10 protein-coding genes are annotated in these 13901 nt (G+C 68.8%); 2 read left to right on the top strand and 8 right to left on the bottom strand.

Going from position 1 to position 13901, the window contains the following annotated elements:
• Positions 1 to 7 precede the first annotated feature (7 nt).
• Entirely contained in the window at positions 8 to 1597 is a 1590-nt protein-coding gene (locus OG194_RS07140; protein WP_327399996.1) for an acyl-CoA synthetase, read from the top strand.
• 14 nt (positions 1598 to 1611) lie between these two features.
• On the top strand, positions 1612 to 2067 hold the full coding sequence (locus OG194_RS07135; protein WP_327399995.1) for a MaoC family dehydratase: 456 nt from the start codon (positions 1612 to 1614) through the stop codon (positions 2065 to 2067).
• Positions 2068 to 2180: 113 nt separating this feature from the next.
• Here OG194_RS07135 and OG194_RS07130 read toward each other — a convergent pair whose 3' ends face one another.
• From OG194_RS07130 to OG194_RS07095, 8 genes are all read right to left on the bottom strand, one after another.
• Entirely contained in the window at positions 2181 to 3023 is an 843-nt protein-coding gene (locus OG194_RS07130) for a hypothetical protein (protein ID WP_327399994.1), read from the bottom strand.
• Positions 3023 to 4696 carry a PHP domain-containing protein gene (locus OG194_RS07125; protein ID WP_327399993.1) on the bottom strand — a complete coding sequence of 558 codons (1674 nt, stop codon included), beginning with the start codon at positions 4694 to 4696 and terminating at the stop codon, positions 3023 to 3025. Before OG194_RS07125 ends, OG194_RS07130 begins: the two co-directional genes overlap by 1 nt.
• Before the next feature lie 35 nt (positions 4697 to 4731).
• Complete coding sequence (locus tag OG194_RS07120; protein ID WP_327399992.1) at positions 4732 to 6600, bottom strand: LamG-like jellyroll fold domain-containing protein; 1869 nt, start codon at positions 6598 to 6600, stop codon at positions 4732 to 4734.
• A 102-nt stretch (positions 6601 to 6702) separates the two neighbouring features.
• Positions 6703 to 9663: a glycoside hydrolase family 2 TIM barrel-domain containing protein gene (locus OG194_RS07115; RefSeq protein ID WP_327399991.1), complete on the bottom strand. Its 2961-nt coding sequence runs from the start codon at positions 9661 to 9663 to the stop codon at positions 6703 to 6705.
• Positions 9663 to 10526, bottom strand: a complete 864-nt coding sequence (locus OG194_RS07110) for a carbohydrate ABC transporter permease (RefSeq protein ID WP_327399990.1) — start codon at positions 10524 to 10526, stop codon at positions 9663 to 9665. Before OG194_RS07110 ends, OG194_RS07115 begins: the two co-directional genes overlap by 1 nt.
• A gap of 13 nt (positions 10527 to 10539) precedes the next feature.
• Entirely contained in the window at positions 10540 to 11499 is a 960-nt protein-coding gene (locus OG194_RS07105) for a carbohydrate ABC transporter permease (RefSeq protein ID WP_327399989.1), read from the bottom strand.
• Positions 11499 to 12785, bottom strand: coding sequence for an ABC transporter substrate-binding protein (locus tag OG194_RS07100; protein ID WP_327399988.1), 1287 nt, complete (start codon positions 12783 to 12785; stop codon positions 11499 to 11501). The genes OG194_RS07105 and OG194_RS07100 overlap by 1 nt, the downstream gene beginning before the upstream one ends.
• 99 nt (positions 12786 to 12884) lie before the next feature.
• On the bottom strand, positions 12885 to 13901 hold the full coding sequence (locus tag OG194_RS07095; protein WP_327399987.1) for a carbohydrate kinase family protein: 1017 nt from the start codon (positions 13899 to 13901) through the stop codon (positions 12885 to 12887).

Genomic DNA, 13901 nt, shown 5'->3' with positions numbered 1-13901 from the left:
GCACCGGATGCGCAACGAGGGACTCGGGTCCTGGCCCGCACGCCGGGCCCGCAAGACCCCGCACCGCACGGCTCTGGTCCACGGCGGATCGTCTACGGTCGGCGGCGGATCGTCGACGGACCACGGTAGTTCGTCGACAGTCCACAGTGGTCCGCCGACGCACGGCAACGGTTCGTCGACGGACTACGGCACATTGCATACACGAACCACCCGCCTCGCCCACGCCCTGCGCGCCCGAGGCGTCCGCCGCGGCGACCGCATCGCCTACCTCGGCCCCAACCACCCCTCCTACCTGGAGACCCTGTTCGCGGCCGGCATCCTCGGCGCGGTCTTCGTCCCCCTCAACACCCGCCTCGTCGGCCCCGAGATCGCCCACCAACTCACCGACTCCGGCGCCAAGATCCTCGTCTACGGCCCGACACACGCCGGCCTCGTCGCCGGACTGCCGGGCAGCACCGACGTCCGTACGTACCTCGAAGTCGGCCCGGAATACGAGGAGTTGCTCGCCGCGGCCTCCGACGAGCCGATCGACGAGCCCGTCACGGCCGACGACACCTGCATCATCATGTACACCTCGGGCACGACCGGCCGCCCCAAGGGCGCCATGCTCACCCACGGCAACCTGGCCTGGAACGCGATCAACGTCCTCGTCGACACCGACCTGATCGCCGACGAACGCGCCCTGGTCTCCGCCCCGTTGTTCCACACGGCCGGCCTGAACATGCTCACCCTGCCGGTGCTGCTCAAGGGCGGCACCTGCGTCCTGGTCGAGGCCTTCGAACCGGCGGCCACCTTCGACCTGATCGAACAGCACCGGATCACCTTCATGTTCGGGGTCCCGACGATGTTCGACCAGCTGGCCCGGCACCCCCGTTGGGCCGACGCCGACCTCTCCTCGCTGCGCATCCTCACCTGCGGCGGCTCCCCGGTCCCGTCCCCGCTGATCGCCGCCTACCAGGAACGCGGACTGACCTTCCTCCAGGGCTACGGCATGACGGAGGCCGCGCCCGGAACCCTGTTCCTGGACGCCGAACACGCCGTCAGCAAGGCGGGTTCGGCGGGTGTGCCGCACTTCTTCAGCGACGTACGGGTCGTACGGCCCGACCTCACGCCCGCCGACGTCGGCGAGACCGGCGAGGTCGTGGTGCGCGGGCCCCATGTCATGCCCGGTTATTGGGGGTTGCCCGAGGAGACGGCCGCGGTCTTCGCCGACGGCTGGTTCCGCAGCGGGGACGCGGCACGGACCGACGAGGACGGGTACGTGTACATCGTCGACCGTATGAAAGACATGATCATCTCCGGTGGGGAGAACATCTATCCCGCCGAGATCGAGGACCTGCTCCTCGCCCACCCCGACATCGTCGAGTGCGCGGTCATCGGGGTCGCGGACGACAAGTGGGGCGAGGTGCCGCGCGCGGTCGTCGTGCCGCGCGAGGGCGCCACACCGGACCCCCACGAGGTGCTCGCGTCGCTGGCCGGCCGGCTCGCCAAGTACAAGATCCCCAAGTCGATGGTGGTCGCGGACGAACTCCCGCGCACCGCCTCCGGCAAGCTCCTCAAGTCCCGGGTGCGCAAGCGCTTCGGCACCAACTCTTAGCCAAGGAACGCGATATGGGCATCACCGTGAACGGCCTCGACGAACTCAAGAAGCTCGCGGGCAGTGACCTCGGCACCAGCGAGTGGATCGAGGTCACCCAGGAGCGCGTCAACACCTTCGCCGACGCGACCGGCGACCACCAGTGGATCCACGTCGACCCGGAGAAGGCGGCGGCAGGCCCCTTCGGCGCGCCCATCGCGCACGGCTATCTGACCCTCTCCCTCTTCATCCCGCTCTTCACCGAGCTGCTGGACGTCGAGGGCGTGTCGACGAAGGTCAACTACGGCCTGAACAAGGTGCGTTTCCCCGCACCGGTCAAGGTCGGGTCGCGCATCCGGCTCGTCGCGAAGCTCGCCTCGGTCGAGGACGTGCCGGGCGGGGTGCAGGTCGCCGTCGACGGGACGATCGAGATCGACGGCGGACCGAAGCCCGCCGCCGTCCTGCAGAGTCTCTCGCGCTTCTACGCCTGACCGGCGGCTACTGCAGTCTGTCTACTTGCAGACTGTCTACGGTCGTTTGTCTACGGCCGTTTGTCCACTGCGACTTGTCTACGATTGACTGCCGACTGCCGACCGTCGTTTGTCTACTGTTGTTTGTACGAGTAGACGCTGGTCGACACCACGCACACGCCCGGCTGGACGACCTCGGCGCGCAACGTGCCGCTGTTCACGTCGTAGTCGATGCCCTCGGCCTCGAACGTGCCCGTGCAGATGCTGCGTTGGGGCAGTGCGAACAGGCTGGTGACCGTGCCGGTGATCGGCTGGCCGTCCAGCTTGTGGGGCAGGTCGACCTGGAGGAGCGGGCGGATCTCGGGGAACCTGGTCCCCGACGCGTCGTCCGAGACGCACACCAGGCGGGTGTCCGTCACGAAGTCGCAGCCCTGGATGTCGTTCACCGTCTTGTCCAGGGTGATCTGCCCGGCCTGCGGCAGCGCCCCGCCCGTCGCCGGAGTCGACGGGTTGAGCAGGGGCGTGGGGAAGACCTGGAGTCTGGACTGGTCGCCCCACTCGCCCGACACCATCCACTGCGTGTCGGGCGAGATCGCGTCGAACGAGTTGTTGATCTTCTCGCCCGAGTCGAGCGTGTGGACGTACGAGTAGCGCGTCCCCGACGGCGTGGTGACCGTGAACATCTTGGACGTGCCCGTGTCGGCGCCCTGGTAGGCGTCGAAGACGTAGCCGTTCGCGATGTCCGGGTCGCCGATGTGGTTCCAGCCCTGGATGCGCAGATCCAGCGGGATGGACGCCAGCCCGCGGTACAGCAGCGAGCCGTCCGCCTGACTGGCGACGCCCTCACCGCCGCCGAGGCTGCCGGTGTACGCCGTGCCGGTCTCCACCCAGGTGGTGGCCGCCGCGGCCGAGGAGGTGCTCACGCCGAGCGTGAGAGCACCCAATAAGCCAGCGAGGACAGTAAGTTGACGCTTCATCAGATACCTGCCAGGTCGACGAAGATGGGGTTGGAATAGAACCATGTGTCGGCCCACGGGTCACCGTTGCCGGGCTCATGGGGGATCGGGCCGTGCGGATCGACCGAGGCGCCGAGGTAGCCCGTACCGTGTCGCTTGCCGTCGCTGCCGCGCAGCCGCAGATAGAAGGACTCGTCCCCGGCGGTCACCGGGATGCGCAGGGTGTACGTCCCCTTGCGGCCACCGACGTCCGCCGTACGCACGACCTTCGTGTCCGGTGCCCGCCACGCGTCCCGGTCGGACACCGCGCCGCGCACCGCGCCCCGGATCACGTCCACATGCGCCAACTCGGGCAGGATTCCCTGGGCGTTGGGCCGCGAGGCGGTCGTCACGGTGATGTTCAGCGTGAGCCGGTCGCCCTTGCGGACCCGCAGCCGGCCGCCCAGGGTGACACCCCGACCGTGGTCGCGGTCACGCTTCAGGCGGACGTCGAGCCCGTCCAGCAGATGCCCGTGGTCCACCCAGACCCGGCCCGCGCGCATCCCCGCCATCACCTCGCGGTAGCCGTAGCGGGTCACGCCCACATGGGTGCGGCTGAACTCGCCGGGCCAGAAGTCGCTGCCGGGCTGCGGGGAGTCGGTCTGCACCGGGTCGGGCAGCTTGCCGGTGTTGTCGAAGTTCTGCCCGTCGGGCCAGGCGCCGTTGGCCCAAGTGTCGTAGACCGTACGGTGGTTGTCGGAGTTGGTGGTGATCGAGAACAGCCGGCCCTCGGCCAGCATCGAGTCCCACAGCCCGCCGACGGTCGCCGTCGCCCAGTCGAAACCGCCGTACGTGACATAGGCGTCCGTCGGATAGCCCGACCAGGACTGCGCCGACGGCTTGTTCTCGTACTCGCCCCGGATCGACGTGGCGCCGCGCCAGCCGGGGAGGGCCGCGCCCTGGGCGCCGGGTGCGCCCTCCATGCCGATCATGATCTCGGGGGCAGCGTCCCGCCAACCCCGCATCTCGTGCGGGGAGTCGATGCCGAGGCGCAGTGGGTGGTTGGCGAGGACGAGGACGTCGTCGACGTAGCCCGAACGGCGTTGCTCGGCCAGCCACTTGATGGCCTTCACGGCGTGGGCCTCGTTGCGGGCGGTGTCCGCGTCGGCGACGCCGCCCTTGTCGTAGCCCAACAGCTTGCCGTCGTAGGCGAGTTCGAACCGGGTGAGCAGATCGACCTCGTGGCGGCCGGGTGCGGCGAACACGGTGCAGTGCTCGGCGGCCGGGATGTACCACTCCAGGCCCTGGAAGATCAGCTGGCGGGGGTTCTCGGCGCGCGCTTTGAGTATCTCGGCGTGCTCCAACTTCGCGCCGTAGGAGGCGTGTCCGAAGTTGGAGTGCTCGTTGAACACCATCCAGTCGAGGCCGTACTTCGCGGCGGCCTGTGCCTGCTGGGAGAACGTGTACTTCGCGTCGTGGCTGTACACGGAGTGCACGTGATGGTCGCCGACGAGGTAGGCGAGGCGCGGGTCGTTGCCGCCGTAGCCGCGCTCGGCCGCCGAGGCGGAGGTGGCGAGCGGGCCCGTGCCGAGGGTGAACGCGGCGCCGAACAGGCCCGCGCGGCGCAGGAGTTGGCGTCGGGAAACGCCCTGTGCGTCGAGGGCGGCGGGGGAGACGGACGGATCGGCCCAGGTGGGCAGCTGCTGCTCGGTCATGATGGTTCGGAAGTCCTCTGGAGGCTGGAGGGCTGTCAGTGGTTCATGAACGACGTGACGGGCAGCGCCCGCTCGACGATCCGGACGTCGCCGAGCCGGCCGTGCAGGATCTGGTCGATCTTTCCGGCGTACTCGTATCCGCCGAGCAGCCAGGGCAGCCCAACCGAGGTGAGGCCGACGGCGGTCGCCGTCGGATTGCGCACGACCGGGCAGCCCTCGACGTAGAGCGTGGTGTGCTTGCCGTCGTTGACGACGGCGAGGTGCCACCAGGTCTCCAGCGGGGTCTCCTGACCCCAGTTACTGGCGATGCCCTCCTGGTTCAACGGCCGTACCGCCCACTGCGGTTCACGGTCGTTGGAGAGCGAGAGCGTGGTGAGGGGCTCGTCCGGGTCGTCCCCGGTCTTGCCTGCGGCGCCACCGGTACCGGTCCGGCTGACCAGCCCCGACCAGGCGTTGTGATCGGGGTCCCAGTCGGCGGGCAACCGGTAGAACGTCTCGACGGTGTAACCCCGCTTGAACGTCGCCGAGTTGAGGGGCGCACCGTCGACCGTGCGCAGATACGCACCCTTCAACGGCGACTTGTAGCCCGTGAACTCCAGGCTTCCGTGGCCGGGTTGGTCGGGGTGGTGGTCCGAGGACCAGTTCAGGGTGCCGCCGCCGACCGTGACGAGGGTGAGGTCGTTGCCGCGCCCCGACTGGTCGCGGACGGTGCCCGAGACGGCCGTGGCGTCGGAGTGTCCGTCGAAGCGCCAGTACGCCACCGTGCCGGGGACGAGAAGCTTCGAGGCGGGACGCGACGGGCGGGCGGGGACCGGGGCGAAGCCGGAGAAGCGGTCCGCGAAGTCGATGCCGACGGTGAACCGGTCGGCGTCGCCGCTGAGTTCGATCTCCTGCCGCTCCAACTCGTTGAGGCCCTTTGCCGCCCGGCCCAGGATCCACGGGGAGACCGTCTCGACGTCGATGACCCCGCGGTCCAGGTCGAAGCGGTAGAGGCGGATCATCGCCGCGCCGCCGAAGTACCGGTTCTGATAGTTCGTCAGGTGAAGGTGGACGTCATTCCCCGCCGCGTTCTTGCGCGTTGCCCGACCCGCGGGCCAGTAGTGCCCGTTGAGCGTGAGGAAGATCTGGTCGTGGTCCTCGATCAGCTGGTCCCACAACTGCTGCCCGTAGTCCGACAGTTGATCGTCCTCGACGACCAACTCGTGTGTCGTCAGGACCACCGGCGTGTGCGGATGCTGGGCCAGGACGCTCTTCGCCCACGCGTACCCCTTCGCCGACAGCCGCCAGTCCAGCGCGAGCACCATCCACTCACGGCCCGCCGCCTCGAAGAGGTGGTACGTGTTGTAACCGTCGGCGGACGCACCGCCGAACGTGCGCGCACCCTTGAAGCGCTGCGGCCCGAACGTGTCCAGGTATGGCGACGTGCCGCGCTGGTCGTCGGTCGACGAGTTCACGTCGTGGTTGCCGGCCAGCACGCTGTAGCCCACGCCCCGCCGGTCCAGCAGCCTGAACGCCTCCCCGATCGCGGCGAATTCGGGCTTCGCGCCGTTCTGCGTCAGGTCGCCCAGGTGGGACAGGAACACGATGTTCTCGTCCTTGCCGTGCTCCAGGAGGTAGCGCAGCGATGCCTCGATCGGCGCCTTGTCGATGCTCGGCCCGTCGAAGAGGTACTGGGTGTCCGGCATCACCGCGAGAGTGAAGCGGTGGCTGTCCGTGTCGGGTCGCCAACTCGCCGTCGTGGACGCGGAGATGGGTGCCGCTTCCGCGGTGCCAGGCAGCGCGACGCCCGCCGTGGCGGCGGCGCCGAGCAGCGCGGTCGCCCGCAGGAAACTGCGCCGACCGGCGCCGGCCTGGGCCGTCTCGCACTGGTCGTTCTCGTACTCGTGCTCATGCGACGTACACACGTGTGCTCCGTACCGGGTAAGTGCTCGTGAAAGCTGGGGAGTTAAAAGCCGTCGGGCCCAAAGCCATCGGACTCAAAGCCGGCCAGTACACAGCCGGTGATTTCAGAGAACGCGCAGGGTCCAGCTCCAGCGATGGACACCCGGCGGGACGAGATACTGCGGTGACGTGTCGGGGCCGCACGACGCCGTGCCCAACCCCCGGTGCGCCGCGTCGAGTTGCACCACGCAGGACGCGCGCGGCACCAGCTCGTCGTGATGCCGTGCGGCGGTCAGGTCCTCGGCGCGATGGCGGGTCACCGAGACCTGGCGGGGCTCGTCGAGGTCGACCGCGAGACCGGTGGCGTCCGGTGCCGACAGCGTGAACCGCCGTACCCCGTGCCGGCCACCGCTCTCCTGCGGCCGCAGATACGGAGTGAACAACTCGTCGACGGGAACCGAGTGGTGGCCCACGGGCGCACCCGTGCTGCGGTCGGGGTACGACTCCCAGGGACCCCGGCCGAACCACTCCAGCAGATCAAGCCCCGGCACCGTCTCGAACACGATGCCCACCCGGGCCACGTCGACGAACTCCTCGGGCAGCTCGGCCGATTCCTCGACCAGCACCCCGCCCTCCACCGGCGTGAACACCTGACAGTGCCGGATCACACCGACCGCCCCGGCGTACTCCGCGACCGTCGTCACCCTCCCCCAGCCTTCGGCCGGGGGGACCCCCATCTCGCTTCGCTCGCCGTCCCGTCGTACCGAGACGACCTTGCGGACCAGCGAATCGAGCCCCCAGGTCCGCCAGCGCGCCGCCATGCCGCCCAACTCGTCGTTGTCGGTGGGCGCCCGCCACAGGGACAGCGTCGGGGCGACCGTCAACAGCGGGTGGAGGAGAAGGCCCTCGCCGTCGACCTCGACCCGGCCGCCGCCAACCACCAGGGGTGCCATGGGAGTTGCCGCCCGAAGCCGCACCTGGGGCGCGCACACGTCCGTGCCGCGCGGTGCCCACGCCTGGTCCTCGGCCGTCGTCACGCGCAGCGTCAGCCAGGCCTCGCCGCCGTCCTCCGGTAGCTCGAACGGCAACGGCACGGCCACTGTCTCGCCCGGGTGCAGGGCGGGCAGTTCGGCCGGAGCGGTCAGCGTACGGCCGTCCGCGAGGGCCAACTCCCAGGTGGCGGTGAGCCATTCGAGGCCCCGGAAGTGCTGGTGGTTGCCGAGGACGATGCCCTCGTGCCGGAAACTCTCGATGCGCAGCGGCGCCGCGATCTCCCGGTGCTCGAACATGACCGGCTTGGGCGTGCGGTCGGGAAACACCACGCCGTCCGCGATGAACGCGCCGTCGTGGATCGACTCGCCGAAGTCACCGCCGTACGCCCAGCGTTGACCGGGCGCGGCGACACCGTTGTCATACAGTCCGGCGCCCGCGCGGCCGGTGGGTCTTCCGTCGCTCACACGTTGTAGGATCCCGTGGTCCCAGAACTCCCAGATGAAGCCGCCCTGAAGACCCGGGGTTGACTCGATGGCGGCCCAGTGGGCCGCGAGGGTTCCGTTGCTGTTGCCCATCGCGTGGGAGTACTCGCACTGGATCAACGGCTTGGTCTGCTCGCCGGACAGCGCGTGCGTGACACAGTCCTCCAGCGGCGCGTACATCGGACACGCGATGTCGGAGGCGAGGTCCGGGTCGGCCCAGCCGCGCTTGGCCGCGCCCTCGTATTGGACCGGTCTGGTCGGGTCGTGGCGGCGGACCCAGCCGGCCGCCGCGTCGTGGTTGGCGCCGTAGTCGGACTCGTTGCCCAGCGACCAGATGATGACCGAGGGGTGGTTCTTGTCCCGCAGCACCATCCGCGACACCCGGTCCACGAACGCGTTCAGATAGCGCGGGTCGTCCGCGATCTCGTGCGCGTGGTCGTGCGACTCGATGTCCGCCTCGTCGACGACGTAGAAGCCCAGCTCGTCGGCGAGGTCGTAGAGCGCCGGGTCGTTCGGGTAGTGCGCGGTGCGGACCGCGTTGAACCCGAACCGCTTCAGCAGCACCACGTCTGCGCGCATGTCGTCGTACGACACCGTGCGGCCGGTCAGCGGATGGAAGTCGTGCCGGTTGACGCCCCGGATGTACACGCGCTCGCCGTTGACGAGCAGGTCCCGCCCGACGATCTCCACGTCACGGAAACCGATGCGCCGGTACGACGAGTCGGCGACCGTTCCGTCGGCGCGGTGCAGCCGGACGGTGAGGCCGTACAGTTCGGGCGTCTCGGCGTTCCAGGTGCGGACCTTGGGCACGGTGGCGCGCATGCGGGCCTCGCCGAGGAAGTCGGAGACCCGGTCGTCCTCGGCGTTGAACCGGTCGAACTCCTCGTCCTGGGTGAGGAGGTGACCGTCGAGATCACCGCTGAGGTACCACCCGGCGGGCAGTGCGCCACCCGCGTCCCGCACCTGGCAGTCGACCCGCAACTCGCCGTCGTAGGACGCCCGCACGGTCACGTCCGCGAGATGCAGCGGGTCGGTCGCGTACAGCAGCACCGAGCGGGTGATGCCCCCGTGCCACCACTGGTCCTGGTCCTCGATGTGCGAGGAGTCCGACCACTTGACCACGGTCAGCCGTACGGTGGCCCGCCCGCCGGGCCATACGACGTCCGAGAGGTCGAACTCGGCGGCGAGGTGGGAGTCCTTGGAGATCCCGACGGGCCGCCCGTCCACGTGCACGAGCAGCACGCTCTCGGCGGCCCCGACCTGGAGCACGATCCGCCGCCCGGCCCAGTCGGCCGGGACGTCCACCGCACGCTCGTAGACACCCGTCGGATTGTGGACCGGCGACTGTGGAGGGAATTCCGCATACGGCATACGGACGTTCGTGTACTGCGGGAGGTCGTCCGTATCCTGCATGGTCCATACGCCCGGAACGTATGCGGACGACCAGACGTCCGCCAAAGGCGCGTCGGGCGCGGGCAGCAGTTGGAAGCGCCAGTCGCCGTCGAGGGAGCGGGCGCCGGCGCGACGGTCGACGGCGGACATGGGCAACCGCCCCCAGGAGGTCACCTCGGGTGACTCCCAGGGGCGGAGCGCGAGCAGCGGGTCGGTCATCAGCGGATGGCTCCCTTGCCGAGGTCGCCGATGATCTGCTTGGCGCCGACCGCGAACACGATCAGCAGGGGGACGAGGGCGAGGAGCGCGCCGGTCATGACCATTCCGTAGTCGGTGGTGCCGTGGGTGCCGTTGAGCTGGGACAGGGCCACCTGGAGGGTGACGTTGTTCGGGTTGGTGAGGGCGATCAGGGGCCAGGCGTAGTCGTTCCACTGGCCCATGAAGGTGAAGATGCCGAGGAAGGCGAGGCCCGGGCGGACCACCGGGAGGGCCACGTGCCAGTACTGGCGCAGGAAGTTCGCGCCGTCGATGCGGGAGGCGTCGAGGAGTTCGTCGTGGATCGCGCTCTTCATGTACTGGCGCATCCAGAAGATGCCGAACGCGTTGGCCGCCGCCGGCACGATCAGCGCGGTCATCGAGCCGATCCAGCCGAGCTTCGCCATGATGACGAACTGCGGGATGGCCGCGAGCTGCGCCGGCACCATGAAGATGCCCATGAGCAGCGCGAACATCACGTTCTTGCCGGGGAACCGGAACTTGGCGAAGACGAACGCGGCCAGCGAGTCGAAGAACAGGACCAGGAAGGTCACCGACCCCGCCACGAGCACCGAGTTGAACATCGAGCCGAAGAAGTCGATGTTGTCGAAGAGGCTGCGCACGTTCTCCAGGAAGTGCGTGCCCGGCAGCAGCTTCGGCGGGTAGGAGAAGATCTCCGACGAGGTGTGCGTCGACATGATCACGGCCCAGTAGAACGGGAAGGCCGAGAGCAACACGCCCAGGATCAGGGAGACATGGAGGGCGACGCCGCGCTTCCGGGTGCCCCGGATCGCCTTCGGCCGCCGTGTGCCTTGGAAGAATGCCATGGTGACCGGCTCCCTAGTCTTCGCCCCGGCGCTGCACCAGGCGCCAGTTGACGATGGAGAAGATGATGACGACGAGGAAGATGCCCCAGGCCACGGCGGCGCCGTAACCGAAGTCGTTGTTGTCGAAGGTCTGTTGGAAGAAGTACAGGACCATCGTCTGGCCGGAGTGGCCCGGACCGCCCGCGAACGTCGAGTCGTTGGAGGTGTTCTGGAGCAGCACCTGTGGTTCGGAGAAGCTCTGAAGACCCGTGACCGTCGAGATGACGAGCACGAACAGCAGCACCGGCCGCATCATCGGCAGCGTGATCCGGAAGAACGTTTGGACCGGTCCCGCGCCGTCCATCCGGGCCGCCTCGTACACCTCGCTCGGGATGGTCTGAAGACCGGCGAGGAAGATGATCGCGTTGTAGCCGGTCCACTGCCAGGTCATCAGGGTCGCGATGGCGATCTTGATGCCCCACGGGGTGTTCAGCCAGGCGATCTGGTCGATGCCCACCGCCTGCAACAGGGCGTTCACCAGGCCGAAGTTGGTGGAGAACACCGAGCCGAAGACGATCGCGATCGCCACCACCGAGGTGACGTTCGGGAGGAAGTAGGCGAAGCGGTACACGTTCTTGAAGCGGACCGCCGAGTTGAGCATCACGGCCGTGATCATCGCGAGGAAGATCATGGGGAACGTCGCCAGCGCCCAGATGATGAGGGTGTTGCCGATCGAGTTCCAGAAGTCGGTGTCGCTCAACAGGTACTTGTACTGCGACAGACCCGCCCACTCCATGGAGCCGAGGCCGTCCCAGCGGTGCAGGGAGAGGTAGAACGAGAAGCCGACCGGGATCAGCCCGAAGCAGAGGAACAGCAGATAGAACGGGGAGATCGCGGCATACAGATGCCAGTACTTGCGGAAGCCGCTCCTGGGCCGCGAGGTGGCGGACGAACTGTCCACGGCGGCAGGGGGCTTGTCCAGTGCGGTGGCCATCAGTAGCTCACCCCCAGGTGGTCCGCGATGCGCCGGCACTTGCTCATGGCGTCACTCCAGGCCTTCTTGGGGTCCTTGCCGAGGACACCGACGTTCTTGATCTCGTCCTTGAGGGGCTGCCCGAGCGCGATGTCGAACGGGCTGTTGTAGGCGACCGTGATCTTCTGCGCGGCCGGCCCGAAGATGTCCATCGTGTCCTGGCCGCCGAAGAACGGGTCCGGCACACGTACCGACTTCAGGTCGTACGAGGCGGGGGTGGAGGGGAACAGGCCCGCGTCGACGAAACCCTGGGCCTGGTTGGCCGCGTCGAGGATCCAGCTGATGATCGCGAAGGCCTGCTCGGGCTCGCGGCACGCCTTGGTGATCGACAGGAACGAGCCGCCGTTGTTGGCCGGCCGCACCGGCATCTGGGCAACTCGCCATCGCCCCTTGGTCTTTGGTACGCCCGTCTTGATGTCGCTGGTCGCCCAGGAGGCGTTGAGCTGGCTGGGCAGCTTGCCGTCCTGCACGGCGGAGAGCTGGTCCGGTGTGCCGCTGACCAGATCCGAGACGATCTTGCGCTGCTTGGTCTCCACCGCCAACGCCCAGGCCTGACGCACGTGTTCCTGGTCGCCGATGAAGTGACGGTCCTTGTCGACGTACCGCTTGCTGCCCTGGTTCACCACGTTCTCGAAGATGCTGTTGACGTCGGTGACCAGATAGGTCCCGGGAATCCGCTTCTTGAGCTGCTCGCCCGCCGCGAAGAACCTGTCCCAGGTGCTCAACTCCTGTGACACGTCGGCCGGTTCGTACGGCAGCCCGGCCTTGCGGAAGACGGCGTACTGGTAGAAGTGCGCCACCGGGCCGCAGTCGATGGGAAAGCCGACCATCGTGCCGTCGTCGGCGATGCCCTGCTCCCACTTCCAGGTCAGGTACTGGCTCTTGTACTTGTCCGCGCCGAGCGTCCTGAGGTCCACGAACTGGTCGGCGTTGGGCAGATAGGACGCCATGTCCTCGCCCTTGAGGCCGGCGATGTCGGGGATGTGGGCCTTGCCGGCCATCGTGGTGATCAGCTTGGACCGGTAGTAGCCGCCGATCTTGATCGCCTGGAGGTCGACCGTACTGTCGTAACGCGCCTTGGCGTTCTTGACGACCGTGTCGCCGAGGCCGCCGTCCCAGTACCACAGGACCATGTTCCGGCCGGTGGAACCGGTCGGAACGGCGCAGCCGGACGTCAGGCCGCCGAGCGCCGTGGCGGCCGTACCGGCCAGGCCCGCACGGAGCAGGCCTCTTCGTGAGAGCCGCACAGCTCCCACCGCCTTTCGGATCTGTTCGATCTGTTCGGGTCGTGCATACGAGGGACTCAAGTGGGGGGACTGGGAAGGGACTTGCGGGGTGGGGGAGGGCTACTGCCGTGCGGGGGGAGTGACGGGCGCGTACATGACGGGCGGGCCGGGGTCCGCCGGGATCCTGTCTACGAGGAAGCCGTACGCACGCCGCAGTTCGGGATCGCGGACTGTATGCAGCCAACGGTCGACGCCGTACCAGCCGGGCGCCGCCAGCGCGCCGCCGTGGTGCTGGACGGACAGCCCGGCCGCGAGCACCGCGAACCGCAGCCGTTCCTCCAGCGGCCAGCCGCCGAGCGAGGCCGCGACGAAACTCGCGCCGAACACGTCACCGGCGCCCGTCGCGTCCAGGACATCGACGGCCAGGGCCGGGACCTCCGCGTACTCGCCGGTCGTCTGGTCGACGGCGATCGCCCCGTCGCCGCCCCGCGTGATCACCGCGACCGGCACCAGTTCGGTGAGGGTGCCGAGCGCCGCGACCGCGCTGTCGGTGCGGGTGTAGGCCATCGCCTCGGCCTCGTTCGGGAGGAAGGCGTGGCACAGGGCGAGCTGGTCGAGCAGGTCGCGCGACCACTGCTCGGTGGGGTCCCAGCCGACGTCGGCGTAGATCTGGGTGCCGTTCGCGGAGGCCTTGGCGAGCCACGCGCGCGGCTCGGCCTCCAGGTGCACCAGCGCGGTGCGCGCCTCGGGCGGGTCGCCCATCAGCACGTCCTGCGAGTACGGCGGTTCCTGGCCGTGGGTGACCAGCGCCCGGTCGTCGCCGTGGGCGAGCGAGACGGTGACGGGGGTGTGCCAGCCGTTCGCGGTGCGGGACAGGGAGAGGTCGACGCCCTCCTGGCCGGCGAGGACCTCATGGCAGTACGCGCCGTAGAAGTCGTCGCCGAAGACCGTGGCCAGGGAGGTCCTCAGGCCGAAGCGGGACGCGGCGACCGCGAGGTTCGCGATGCCGCCGGGGCCGCAGCCCATGCCGGCCGTCCAGATCTCCTCGCCCGGCGTCGGCGGCTGCCCCAGCCCCGTGAGGACGAGGTCGTAGAAGAGCAGCCCGGTCAGCAGCACATCGGGCCGGGGGTCGTCCAC

It is taken from the genome of Streptomyces sp. NBC_01288 (assembly GCF_035982055.1).
Taxonomy (GTDB): Bacteria; Actinomycetota; Actinomycetes; order Streptomycetales; family Streptomycetaceae; genus Streptomyces.
This window is presented reverse-complemented; position numbering and strand designations above follow the sequence as displayed.

Excerpts from the sequence above, each read along its gene's own strand:
- OG194_RS07135 (WP_327399995.1), top strand. The coding sequence starts at position 1,612 with ATGGGCATCACCGTGAACGGCCTCGACGAACTCAAGAAGCTCGCGGGC.
- OG194_RS07105 (WP_327399989.1), bottom strand. The coding sequence starts at position 11,499 with ATGGCCACCGCACTGGACAAGCCCCCTGCCGCCGTGGACAGTTCGTCC.
- OG194_RS07110 (WP_327399990.1), bottom strand. The coding sequence starts at position 10,526 with ATGGCATTCTTCCAAGGCACACGGCGGCCGAAGGCGATCCGGGGCACC.
- OG194_RS07125 (WP_327399993.1), bottom strand. The coding sequence starts at position 4,696 with ATGACCGAGCAGCAGCTGCCCACCTGGGCCGATCCGTCCGTCTCCCCC.
- OG194_RS07115 (WP_327399991.1), bottom strand. The coding sequence starts at position 9,663 with ATGACCGACCCGCTGCTCGCGCTCCGCCCCTGGGAGTCACCCGAGGTG.
- OG194_RS07130 (WP_327399994.1), bottom strand. The coding sequence starts at position 3,023 with ATGAAGCGTCAACTTACTGTCCTCGCTGGCTTATTGGGTGCTCTCACG.
- OG194_RS07140 (WP_327399996.1), top strand. The coding sequence starts at position 8 with ATGCGCAACGAGGGACTCGGGTCCTGGCCCGCACGCCGGGCCCGCAAG.